At 40.5% G+C, this 12047-nt stretch carries 9 protein-coding genes; 7 read left to right on the forward strand and 2 right to left on the reverse strand.

Features of this window, described 5'->3' with window-relative positions:
• The first annotated feature begins 248 nt into the window (after positions 1–248).
• The 4 genes from DW173_RS15465 to DW173_RS15480 all read left to right on the forward strand — a co-directional run bounded on the left by DW173_RS15465 (position 249) and on the right by DW173_RS15480 (position 6160).
• Positions 249–1436 (forward strand): retropepsin-like aspartic protease, encoded by a 1188-nt coding sequence (locus DW173_RS15465; RefSeq protein ID WP_225450222.1) that lies wholly within the window; start codon positions 249–251, stop codon positions 1434–1436.
• A 302-nt stretch (positions 1437–1738) separates the two neighbouring features.
• A complete protein-coding gene (locus tag DW173_RS15470; RefSeq protein WP_225450999.1) occupies positions 1739–2953 on the forward strand; it encodes a retropepsin-like aspartic protease in 1215 nt (404 codons plus the stop codon).
• A 37-nt stretch (positions 2954–2990) separates the two neighbouring features.
• Complete coding sequence (locus DW173_RS15475) at positions 2991–5045, forward strand: beta-L-arabinofuranosidase domain-containing protein (protein ID WP_118196195.1); 2055 nt, start codon at positions 2991–2993, stop codon at positions 5043–5045.
• Between the two features lie 26 nt (positions 5046–5071).
• Entirely contained in the window at positions 5072–6160 is a 1089-nt protein-coding gene (locus tag DW173_RS15480; RefSeq protein ID WP_118196193.1) for an acyltransferase, read from the forward strand.
• A 250-nt stretch (positions 6161–6410) separates the two neighbouring features.
• On the opposite strand, the gene DW173_RS15485 is transcribed toward DW173_RS15480, so the two are convergent.
• Entirely contained in the window at positions 6411–7754 is a 1344-nt protein-coding gene (locus tag DW173_RS15485; protein ID WP_118196191.1) for a VapE domain-containing protein, read from the reverse strand.
• A gap of 333 nt (positions 7755–8087) precedes the next feature.
• On the opposite strand from DW173_RS15485, the gene DW173_RS15490 reads away from it, so the two are divergent.
• Positions 8088–8723, forward strand: a complete 636-nt coding sequence (locus tag DW173_RS15490; RefSeq protein ID WP_120144718.1) for an HU family DNA-binding protein — start codon at positions 8088–8090, stop codon at positions 8721–8723.
• A 220-nt stretch (positions 8724–8943) separates the two neighbouring features.
• Here the strand turns inward: DW173_RS15490 and DW173_RS15495 are convergent, their stop codons facing one another.
• On the reverse strand, positions 8944–9411 hold the full coding sequence (locus tag DW173_RS15495) for a hypothetical protein (RefSeq protein WP_004299546.1): 468 nt from the start codon (positions 9409–9411) through the stop codon (positions 8944–8946).
• A gap of 337 nt (positions 9412–9748) precedes the next feature.
• Between DW173_RS15495 and DW173_RS15500 the strand changes: the two genes are divergently transcribed.
• Together DW173_RS15500 and DW173_RS15505 are read left to right on the forward strand one after the other, a co-directional pair.
• Positions 9749–10768: a DUF2059 domain-containing protein gene (locus DW173_RS15500; RefSeq protein ID WP_120144719.1), complete on the forward strand. Its 1020-nt coding sequence runs from the start codon at positions 9749–9751 to the stop codon at positions 10766–10768.
• Positions 10769–10853: 85 nt separating this feature from the next.
• Complete coding sequence (locus DW173_RS15505; protein WP_120144727.1) at positions 10854–12047, forward strand: TlpA disulfide reductase family protein; 1194 nt, start codon at positions 10854–10856, stop codon at positions 12045–12047.

Consider the following 12047-nt stretch of genomic DNA (forward strand, 5'->3'; position numbering starts at 1 on the left):
GCAGCTCTTTTTCAAAAGATGGAAATGGAAATCAATAATTTATGAGATACTGGAAAACATATTATATCATCTGTCTTATATTTATGCTTACTCCGCTTACATTATGCGGACAGGTAGATGCAGAACGGTTACAGGAGCTGGACAAGCTAATGTTTAATGGGAGATATTTTGAATCAAAAGAGCTGTATAAGAATCTGTCTGATACGACAACTATCCCTTCTGATTTAGATTTGTTCTATAAATTTAGGATGGCACAGTTTTTGAACAAGACGGATAGTGCTGTTTACTATTTGGAGAAGTATATACCTTATTATTATGAGGATTGTGGAAATCAAGTGTTAATTCTTTATTCTATGTTGTTTGATGCATACATTGAACTTGGGTATAAAGATAAGGCACTATGTACTTATCAACAAATGAAACAGCTTTGGGATGAAAGTCTTTCAAATATAAATGGTAAAGCGTATGAGGGGTGGCAAACTGATATTAAAAATTTTTTATCCTATGCTGAAAGTGCCGTGAATTCGCCTCCTATAACAATGAAACGGAGCAATACATCTTCTTTTGTGGATATAAAAGGACATGACAAACCTGTTTTTCAAGCAAAGTATAATGGGATATCACAGACTACTATCTTTGATACAGGGATGCAACCTTACTGTTTTTTGAGTAAAAAGTTAGCCGAGGGGATGGGGATTCGATATGACAGCATTGAAAGGAATAAAGTAGTGGTGAATGAGACTTTGGTTTGTGTCCGAAGTATTATCGATTCTATTGAAGTCGGAAATATCACCTTTTATAATATTCCTACCCTTATCTATAAGGAATCTGAAAGTATTCCGTATGTATCCAGTTCATTAAGGAAGAAGAGGCGGATGAAGAAGGCTTTAGATTCGGTGCGTACATGGGTGGCGGAGCGTGTATGTCTTGGGCTACCGATCATGAAGTTGATAGGGAAAATACAGACTGATTATGATCATAATAGAATGTGTTTCCCTGTTTCAGATGTCACTCTTTCCAAGGAAGCAAATATTTATGCATACGAAAAAGGGCTTTATATGCGTATAAAACTTAATGACATTGATTTTACGGCTAATCTGGATACTGGATCTGGTGAATATATTGAAGTTGATTCTGCATTTTATGAAAAACATCAGAAAGAGATGCCAATTGGTTTTGTAATGAAAAAGAATAGGTTTGGAGTAGCTATGGTACATCAGGCGCGGATGTCCTCATATAAATCATTAAAAAATCCTGTAATTATATTTGATAACAAATTAATGCAGCCTCCGACTATAGATGATGAGGTAAGGGTATATTCTGTTAAATCTATAGCACCACTCTTTGATGGATTTGTAGGATATCGTTTTTATCGAAGCATAGGAAAGAAAGTGCTGCTGGACCTTGATAATATGCGTCTTGAAGCAGTGCAATGAGAGTTGGGTGTTTTTATGTATAAGTTGATGCCAAATAAAGCTCACTGGATAATGAGATAGCCTATAAAAGAAAGAAAATGTAAATCAATAGTAGTATGAGATATCGTAGGTCATATTATATCATCTGTCTTATTTTTATGCTTACTCCACTTACATTACATGGACAGGTCGCTGTTGAACGATTACAAGAGTTGGACAAGCTAATGTATAATGGAAGATATTTTGAATCAAAGGAATTGTACGAGAATCTATCAGAGACAACGACAGTCCCTCCTGATTTAGAGTTATACTATAAATTTCGAATGGCGCAATTTTTAAACAAGACAGACAGTGTCGCTTACTATTTAGAGCAGTTTATACCTCACCATTATGCAACTTTTGGGGAGAAAACACTTGTTTTTTATTCTAATTTGTTTGATGCGTACATAGAACTAGGGGATACGGATAAGGCATTGGATACTTATCTGCAGATGAAACGAATTTGGAATGAAAGTCTTACAAAGACAAATATAGGCGGAAAAGAATATGAGGAATGGCGAACTGCTACAGAGAATTTCTTATCCTATGCTGAAAATGCAGTGAATCTGCCTCCTATAAAAATGAAACGGAACGAAACGTCTTCTTTTGTTGATATAGAAGAAGGTGATAAGTCTGTTTTCCAGGCAAAATATAATGGAATATCACAGAACACTATCTTTGATACAGGGGTGGGCCCCTACTGTATCCTAAGTAGAAAGTTGGCGGATGGGATGGGCTTTAGATATGACAGCATTGACGAGAATAAAGTAACGATCAATGAGAACTTGATTTCTGTCCGGAGTATCATTGATTCTATTGAAGTTGGAAATATAACTTTTTACAATATTCCAGCCTTCATTTACTCGGACACCGCGAGTGTTCCATTTGTATCCGGTTTATCAATTAAGAGAAGAAAGAAGAGGAAGAAGGCTCATACTGTTGTAGATTCGGTGCGTACATTGTTTACGGATTGTGTGTTTCTTGGACTGCCGGTAATGAAATTGATAGGGAAGATACAGACTGATTACGAACATAACAGAATGTGTTTCCCCGTCTCTGTGCCCAATGCTCACCTTTCTAAAGCCCCCAATGTTTATGCATACAAATACGATTTGTATATGCGTATAAAACTTAATGGAACTGATTTTACGGCTCATCTGGATACGGGTTCTGATGAATATATTACAGTAGATTCTGCATTTTACGAGAAACATCAGAAAGAACTGCTGATTGGTTCTACCAGTAAAAAGAATACATTCGGGGTAGCTATGCTGCATCAGGCACGGGCGATCACATATAAAACGTTAAAAGATCCTGCAATAATATTTGATGATAAATTAATGCAGCCTCCTGGTCCGGAAGCTGTAAAAACATATCCTCTTGGCCAAATAGTTCCCGGTATATTCTTTGATGGAGTTATAGGCAATGGCTTTTATCGGAGAATAGGAAAGAAAGTGCTGCTGGACCTTGACAATATGCGTCTTGAAGCAGTGCAATGAGAGTTGAAATAATCTAAATGAGAATAGAATAGACGAAATGAAGAAAAATAAAACGAAAGGACTTTTTGCATCGATAGTGCTTGGAGTGGCGGTTACAGCTTGTGCGTCTGCTTCTTCTAGTGGTACGGTGACGGTAGTGGACCGACCGGACATACAGTCCGTCAATACCAATTATATCGGGTATCGCGCTCCGCTTCGACCGTTGAATTTTATAAAGTTGCCGGTAGGTAGTATTCAGCCCGAAGGATGGGTGAAGAAGTATCTGGAGTTGCAACGTGACGGTCTGACCGGACATTTGGGAGAAATCAGCGCTTGGCTGGAAAAGGATAATAATGCCTGGTTGACAACCGGTGGCGATCACGGCTGGGAGGAAGTCCCTTACTGGCTCAAAGGGTACGGTAATTTGGCATACATCCTGAATGACCCGAAGATGATTGAAGAAACCCAATATTGGATTGAAGGTGTATTTGCCAGTCGTCAGCCGGATGGCTATTTCGGTCCGGTCAATGAACGTAACGGCAAACGCGAACTGTGGGCACAGATGATTATGCTCTGGTGTCTGCAATCTTATTATGAGTATTCTCAAGATCAGCGTGTCATTGACCTGATGACGAATTACTTCAAGTGGCAGATGACTGTTCCCGATGACCAACTTCTGGAAGATTATTGGGAGAAAAGCCGTGGCGGTGATAACATCATCAGTATCTACTGGCTTTACAACCATACAGGGGATGCTTTCCTGCTCGAATTAGCCGAGAAGATTCACCGTAACACAGCCGACTGGACGAAATCCACCTCCTTACCTAACTGGCACAATGTAAATATCGCCCAATGTTTCCGTGAACCTGCCACTTATTATATGCAGACCGGAGATTCAGCGATGCTGAAAGCCTCTTATAATGTCCATCATCTGATTCGGCGTACTTTTGGACAGGTTCCCGGAGGTATGTTCGGTGCGGACGAAAATGCTCGTCTGGGATATATCGATCCCCGACAGGGAGTGGAAACCTGCGGTTTGGTAGAACAAATGGCTTCTGATGAAATCATGCTTTGCATGACAGGAGATCCCATGTGGGCTGAACACTGTGAAGAAGTAGCGTTCAACTCTTATCCGGCTGCCGTGATGCCGGATTTTAAAGCATTGCGTTATATCACTTGTCCGAACCATGCTGTCAGTGATTCGAAGAATCATCATCCGGGCATTGACAATCGTGGCCCGTTCCTTTCGATGAATCCTTTCAGCAGTCGTTGCTGCCAACACAACCATGCACAGGGCTGGCCTTACTTCACCGAACATCTGGTACTGGCAACTCCCGACAACGGAGTGGCAACAGCTATTTATGCAGCTTGCAAAGCTATAGTGAAAGTGGGTGACGGTAAGGAAATCACTCTTCACGAAGAGACAAATTATCCTTTTGAAGAAGGCATTGCCTTCACTGTTTCTACCGATGAAAAGGTCGCTTTTCCATTTTATCTTCGTATTCCTTCATGGACTCAAAAGGCGGAAGTTCGGGTGAATGGCAAGAAGGTAAGTGCAGCTCCTGTAGCGGGAAAATATCTTTGCATCAATCGCGAGTGGGCGAATGGTGATCGTGTGGAATTGACTCTTCCGATGTCTTTGTCTATGCGTACCTGGCAGGTTAATAAAAACAGCGTAAGCGTAGATTACGGACCTTTGACTTTGTCTCTCAAGATTGTAGAGAAATATGTAGAGAAAGACAGTCGCGAGACTGCTATCGGTGATTCAAAATGGCAGAAAGGTGCTGATCCCCAGAAATGGCCTACTACTGAAATCTATCCGGATAGCCCCTGGAATTATTCGTTGGTATTGGATAAGAAAGAACCTTTGAAAAATTTCAAGGTAATCCGTAAATCCTGGCCGGCTGACAACTATCCTTTCACAGTAGCCAGTGTACCTTTAGAAGTAAAAGCTATCGGTCGTCCGGTTCCTGAATGGAAGATAGACGAAACAGGACTGTGTGGCGTATTGCCGGAAGAAGATGCGGTGAAAGGTGATAAAGAAGAAATAACATTGATCCCTATGGGTGCGGCACGGTTGAGAATCTCTGCGTTCCCGAACACAAAAGAATAAATTAATAACTAGAAAACTTAGAATAAATGAAACGTATTGTTTTTTTAGATTACATCCGTGTGTTTGCATGCTTTCTCGTCATCCTTGTTCATGCCAGTGAGAATTTCTATGGTGCTCCCGGATCTACTGATATGGCAGGTCCGCAGTCTTTTCTAGCGAATGAAGCAGACCGGCTATGGGTATCAGTATACGATGGCTTTTCACGTATGGCAGTACCCCTGTTCATGATAGTCTCTGCCTTCCTGCTTGCACCGATGAAGGAAGAGCAGTCTATGTGGCAATTCTATCGCCAGCGCTGTCTTCGCATCCTTCCACCGTTTTTCATATTCATGATACTGTACAGCACTCTACCTATGCTGTGGGGACAGATAGATGGAGAAACATCTATGAAGGACTTGTCGCGGATATTCCTGAATTTCCCGACGCTAGCCGGACACTTGTGGTTTATGTATCCTCTGATAAGCCTTTATTTGTTTATCCCAATTATATCCCCATGGTTGAGAAAAGCCACGGCTAAAGAAGAGCGTTTCTTTATAGGGCTGTTCGTGTTGTCAACCTGTATGCCTTATCTCAATCGTTGGTGCGGTGAAGTGTGGGGACAATGTTTCTGGAATGAATACCACATGTTGTGGTACTTCTCCGGTTATCTGGGCTATCTTGTTCTGGCGCATTACATTCGTGTACACCTTACCTGGAACCGTTCCAAGCGTTTCATTATAGGAACCATTTTAATGGTGATCGGTGCTGTATGGACTATTTATTCATTCTATGTGCAGGCTATACCCGGCGAACTCCATTCCACACCTGTAATAGAAATAGGATGGGCTTTCTGTACGATTAACTGTGTGCTTCTCACAACGGGTACATTCCTTATGTTTACATGTATCAAACGTCCGCAAGCTCCCAAGTTGGTGACAGAAACATCGAAACTTAGCTATGGTATGTATCTTATGCACATATTCTGGCTCGGACTGTGGGTGACTGTGTTCAAAGATACATTGGCGCTTCCCACTGTTGCCGCTATACCATGTATCGCAGTGGTTACGTTTATCTGTTGTTTTGTAACAACTAAGATCATTTCGTTTATACCGGGCAGTAAATGGATAGTAGGATAAATATCCGGAAACAAAGTAGCATATACTACTGACTTCAGGCAGATGATCCTAGGCTATAAACAGTAAAATGTTGAATAGATAATCAAGTTTTTCCTGATTTTCTATTCAACATCTTACTGTTTATAGCTTATTTTCCTCTTAATGTCCTCTTTTTCTTTTTACTTCTTTTACTTCTTTCACCTCTTTCACTCCTATTATAAACCATTACTCCCCAGATTCTTACGGGTGAACCCTTCCTCTATTTGAAGCTTTATGCCGCTTTCATCGGTTTCACCAGATACACATTCCCATATTTGGTATGTTTGCGGGTGACACCTGCCGCAAGCAAAACTTGCGCGAACGTAGCCGGATTACTTCCTCGCATGGCAGCGGGGTTATACATCTTCAGTCTCCTGAATATGTCCGAAGCCGAGAGCCGTTCGCTTCCCTCTTCATCATCTTTAGCTATCCGGAAGCAGGCATGAAAGACTTCCTCTGCCGGACACGGATGATAAAAAGCAGCATTGTGGCGTTGCAGTTCCCGTTCCTCTTCTTTGGTGAACCAATAGCGGATGCCGGAGAGCAGTTCAGCTTTCAGTTGGGCATAGATCTGATCGTGCATGATCCCTTCGCAATCGATCAGATGTTCTGCTTCAATGCAGATGAATCGCCGGCTACCGGTGGGATCGGTGAGCAAGTCAAAACGGTTGCTTGTACCGATGAAAGAAGCGATGCGCGGCAAGTTGCGGAAATTCTTTTGATAAGCTTTGCAGATATTCAGGTTTGCCATTTGCATCAGATTTTTCAATAATGGCATTTGCTGCGTTCCGTACTTGTCAAATTCATCCATGTTCAGAAGTCCCATTTCGGCAAGTAATCTTTCCGGTTTTCCTTGTGCAGACAGTTTCAGGTTGTCCATGTAATAACGTGACAGTGCCGGCGGCATCAGTGCCTTGCAAAATGTGGATTTTTGTCGTCCCTGCTCGCTGCTGACAAGTATGGGGGCTACGCTGTTGGCATGTATTCCCGTCATGCCTAACCATTGGGCGGTGAGTCCCAGCATCCAGGTATGGAAGCTTTTTATCCAGAGCTGATTGTCAGAGACACGCTGCGCCAAAGCCTCCAGTCTGTCTGTCCCATCCCAGCCGGGCAGTTCTTCCATGTAAAGCCGGAAAGGATGGTATTCAGGAATACAAGTGGAATAGATGTAACGGCTCAAGTCTTTATCCCAGCAGGATATGCCCTGGTCGTGTGCTTCCATGCAGAAAGTGTTCAGTTCCCGCTTACTTACAGGTTCGAAAGGAACGGCACGCTTGTTGGCAGGACGATATTCCGTTTCTTCCGTCAATAGGTTGTAACGAAAATCATACTGTTTTTGCAGGAATGTACGTACCTCTTGGGTTAATCGGACCGGTTGTTTTCGTTCTGTCTCTTTCTCCCTTTCAGTAGGCGGTGCAGCGTCCGGCAGGGGAACGGTATATTTAGCTTCATGACATTTTAGCGTTTTCTGTGGCTCTTTTTCTGTTTTCTCAACTGCATCTTCTTTGTTCTCCTTCATTTGAAACAATTTTAGTTCCTTCAATACCTGTCTCCATATCAATGTTATTGCATTCATTATTTTTTCTATTTTTAAGTGATTAAAATCGGTTTATTGTTCAGCGCTGATACTGCGAATGTACTATCGGATGATACCGGTTTGCAAGTATTTCTCCGGAAAAAATATAAATTTCTACGTACCTGAAGAAGTCGGCTTCTTATCGTCCTTTTCTCTATTATTTATCGTATCTTTGACGAAGAGTTATTGTTGATTCACTTTTGTGGTTCAATCAAATGACAAGAGTGATTTACTTGGATAACAACTGTGATTTAAATGAACCACAGTAGTGGTTTGATAATAAACTTAAAGTTTTTACATGAAATATATTCACTATCAAAACGTTAACGACTAATGGCTATACTTTACGATTGGTATGAGAATCCCGGTGAGTCCGATGATTCGGAAGAGAAAGGTTTGCATCCCCGCATTTTTTTGAATGGTAAGGTGGGAACGGATAAACTGTGCCGGATGATTCACGGACGCAGTTCGCTTTCCGTAGGTGATGTAAAAAATGCGTTCGAGATGCTTGCCCAAATTTGTGGTGAAGAACTGCGCGAGGGGCGTGAGGTGCATATTGAGGGACTTGGCTATTTTGCTCCAATCTTGCGGAGCACACAAAAAGTGACTCGCAGCACTAAGAACAAATGGTCGAAGATGGAACTGAAAACAATCGGTTTCCGTCCGGATGCTCGCCTGCGGGGTGAATTGGTAGGTGTCAAAGCCAGCCGGAGTAAGTATGCGCGCCATTCGGAGTCTTTGTCGGAGGTGGGGATAGATATGCGGCTGAAGGAATATTTCGCCGATCATGACGTAATGCTTCGTTATGATTTTCAGGAAGTATGCTGCATGACACGGACTACGGCGAATCGTCATCTCCGGCGATTGCTGGAAGAAGGTAAATTGCGAAATATCGGCAAACGTATGCAGCCGATTTATGTGGCTGCAGCGGGTTATTACGGGGTGTCTCGTGATGTGCTCCGGCGGTAAGCGGAACTTTTGAAGTGTGTAGGTGAAACCTTTGAAAGTAGGATGGAAGGTTTTTTCATGGTCGCTTTCACCCGCTTTCCTGCTTTGGGTGGAGGTTTCAGGAAGAAGGTGAAAGCGGTGAAGGATGTAGTCTTATAAATGGTTTACTTTCATTGTTTGATTGAATAGTAAGGCTTTTTTAGTTATCTGTTAAATTGATAATATATCTGCTTAGAGGGGATTATTTAATAGCATCGAACTTCAGTGTCCCGTTTACGTCGATAATTTTCAAAGTACGGTTACCCTTTATTCCCATATCAATGAAATTGACCTTGTATAAACCATTTCCCAATGCAGTTACTGATGTTACTTTAGATATGTCGCTTGGTCCGTCTTGCATACCTGTTCGGAAGTTCCATATCGCATATCCTTCACCGTCATACTCGTAGTTATCTTTCAGCTGCTTTTGCAATTTGGCTGTACAATGCTTTTTTACTGCCGGAACATAATTCTTTGCTCCAAAAACGTAGTTTGCGTAGAAATCTTTGATGAACTGAATGGTTTTGGTATTGTCCACTTTAGGTGATTGTAGAATAATGGCAGTCCCATTGGCGAGAACAGCCTCATTGTCGAGACAGCAAGCTTGAATTTGTATGGGTTGTAGGGCAAATCCTAGATGAATGATATATAAAAATAAAATCTTTTTCATATTCGTATATTATGTATTTTGAAAATCTTATTTAGATTTAGCGACCTATTGCAAAGATAGCGTTAATTACGAAAAATGAACGAAGTATGTGAGAAAAAGATAATAATATCATATCAAAAGATGAAATGAATTGTTCAAAGCCATTTTGATAAGAGAGGGGAATGAATGTTATAATTAGGGATGAATAGGGGATATTTCGTTTATCTATACATTGCAGGGCAGCCGGATAGTAGCCTCATTGATTGTACTATTCTATTAAATGATATAGATTTAATGTGTATCTTTGTAGGAAATGCAAAATAAAAAATGGAATCAAAATAAATAAAATTAGATAATTATGAAAAACATTTTCCTTCCTAAAGTAACGATGTGTATAATTGCACTGTTTACTTTAATTTTACCAGCTTCTGCACAAAATACAAATGCGACAGATGAGTACAAAGAAACGTTGAAGAAGATTATGGACTTTTCTGGTACTTCGACTACTACAGATGACTTTTTCCAGAAATTATCTTCTATAATGAAATTAAATGCGCCGAAAGAAAATGAGGTTTATTGGAATGAGTTTGCTAAAAAATGGAAACAGAAGATGGAAAATAAGATATTTGAAATGTATATGCCTATTTATGAGAAGCATTTAACATTGGAAGAATTGAAGGTTGTTGCTGCATTTTATGAATCTCCTGTAGGTGAAAAATATAAAGAGGCTTCGTTGATTGTTATGCGTGAGGCAATGCCGTTGTTAGTGCAGCAACTCCAGACAGAGATGTTCAAAGAGATAATGCCGGAGAAAAGTGAACGAGTAAAAAGAGGTGAACAGCGGTTGAAAGAATATGAGCAAAAGCAGAAGCGTGATAAAGAATTATATGCACAAGCCTATATGCTTCCAAGCGATAGTATAGTTATAGTTCCTGAAGAAGTGTATGAGAAAGCGTATGAGAATGGGAGGTCTACAACTCCTTCTTTGTATTCGATTGAAAGGAGAAAGAATGATACTAAAGTGACATTCATACAACCTATTTATTGGAATTGGCAATGGTTGTATTATAGTCCGGGGTTTAAGATTGTTGATAAGAAAAGTGGCGATGAATATAATGTGAGAGGATATGATGGTGGAGCTCCGATGGGTAGGCTGTTGGCTGTCAAAGGATTTAATCATAAATATATTTATATCAGTCTTTTATTCCCGAAACTGAAGAAAAGTGTGAAAGAAATAGATATTCTTGAGTTGCCACACAAAAAAGATAAAGAACAGTTGCCTTCTAATGATGATGGAAAGTCTAAATCATATTTTAGTATAAAGGTGAAGGATTATCAGGTCGTTTCCGATAAGAAAAATAAGAAGATCTATTATTAGTTCAAATGATTATTAGAATTTGAAATGATAATAGCAGGTATTGAACATGAGTGTGAACTGTTTTTTTGATATAAACTTATTCCGTATGAGAAAACGAATAATGATTCTATGCACTTTTTGTGCTATTGCTATATTTGCTTCTGCACAAGGAAAGTTTTCGATTAAAGGCAATGCTGGTGAGAAATGGAATAATCAGTTGTTGTATTTGTGTCTGATGGATGATGGAGAGAAAGCCAAAGAAGTCGTTCTCGACAGTGCAAAAGTGAAAAAGGGAAAGTTCTCTTTTTCTGGTGTACGTCAGACACCGAATATTGCACTTATTAAGGATAGGGATGGAGAAACCTATCCGTTGATTCTCGAAAAAGGAAAGATTGTGATCAATCTTACCACGAGGACCGTAGGAGGTACGCCGCTGAATGATACTTTGGATGTGGCTTGGAAAGGAATGCAGTCGGTGATAAATAATAACAAACAAATAGTGAAAAGTAATATTTCACTTGTTATGAGCCAGAAATCCGGAGAGAGTTTTAGAGAAGCACTGAAACGGGATACTGCATTTGCTGCAATATGGCGGAAAAATGTGGAGATAGATTTGGCACAGAGGGATTCGATTCGCGCTTTTGTAGAAGAACACCAAAACAGTTTGGTGGGAGTATTTCTGTTATCTTTAGAAGAAGTGTCTATGTATTACAGTCTATTAGAAGATATGATGAGCGAGGCTTCTCCTGTGTTTTCGCAGCATGTATTGGTGAAAGATAAATTAGAAAAAATGAGGCAAATGGCCCGGCGTTTTGAGGCCGAGCGTGAAAAGAAAATGACTCCGGAGGAGCGTGAAGAACAAAAGAAACGGCAGGCAATGGACGCTAAGATAAAGATTGGCGAACGTTTTCCGAACGCTAAGGTGAAAGACAATGCTGGAGAGATAAAACAGTTGTCCGACTATGTAGGTAAGGGGAAGTATGTGTTAATAGACTTTTGGGCTTCATGGTGCGGTCCGTGCCGGAATGAAATGCCCAATGTGAAAGCTGCTTATGAGAAATATGCTTCTAAGGGACTTGAGGTGATTAGCATCTCTATAGATAAGAAACAGAAACCTTGGAGGACTGCTATTGAAGAACTCGGAATGAACTGGACACAAGTATTGAATGTGGATGCTGCTGATGTATATGGTATTTATGCAATACCCAAAACTTTTCTTGTAGATCCGGAGGGCATTGTTGTTGCAAAAGATTTAAGAAGTAAGAAGTTGGAGAAGGCATTGTTTAATCTGTTGGAATGA

This window comes from Bacteroides sp. AM16-13 (genome assembly GCF_003602705.1).
In the GTDB taxonomy this organism is placed as follows: domain Bacteria; phylum Bacteroidota; class Bacteroidia; order Bacteroidales; family Bacteroidaceae; genus Bacteroides; species Bacteroides xylanisolvens.

What these genes read in the sequence shown, in the direction of transcription:
- DW173_RS15465 (WP_225450222.1), top strand. Translation starts at nt 249, where the DNA reads ATGGCACAGTTTTTGAACAAGACGGATAGTGCTGTTTACTATTTGGAG.
- DW173_RS15470 (WP_225450999.1), top strand. Translation starts at nt 1,739, where the DNA reads ATGGCGCAATTTTTAAACAAGACAGACAGTGTCGCTTACTATTTAGAG.
- DW173_RS15475 (WP_118196195.1), top strand. Translation starts at nt 2,991, where the DNA reads ATGAAGAAAAATAAAACGAAAGGACTTTTTGCATCGATAGTGCTTGGA.
- DW173_RS15480 (WP_118196193.1), top strand. Translation starts at nt 5,072, where the DNA reads ATGAAACGTATTGTTTTTTTAGATTACATCCGTGTGTTTGCATGCTTT.
- DW173_RS15485 (WP_118196191.1), bottom strand. Translation starts at nt 7,754, where the DNA reads ATGAATGCAATAACATTGATATGGAGACAGGTATTGAAGGAACTAAAA.
- DW173_RS15490 (WP_120144718.1), top strand. Translation starts at nt 8,088, where the DNA reads ATGGCTATACTTTACGATTGGTATGAGAATCCCGGTGAGTCCGATGAT.
- DW173_RS15495 (WP_004299546.1), bottom strand. Translation starts at nt 9,411, where the DNA reads ATGAAAAAGATTTTATTTTTATATATCATTCATCTAGGATTTGCCCTA.
- DW173_RS15500 (WP_120144719.1), top strand. Translation starts at nt 9,749, where the DNA reads ATGAAAAACATTTTCCTTCCTAAAGTAACGATGTGTATAATTGCACTG.
- DW173_RS15505 (WP_120144727.1), top strand. Translation starts at nt 10,854, where the DNA reads ATGAGAAAACGAATAATGATTCTATGCACTTTTTGTGCTATTGCTATA.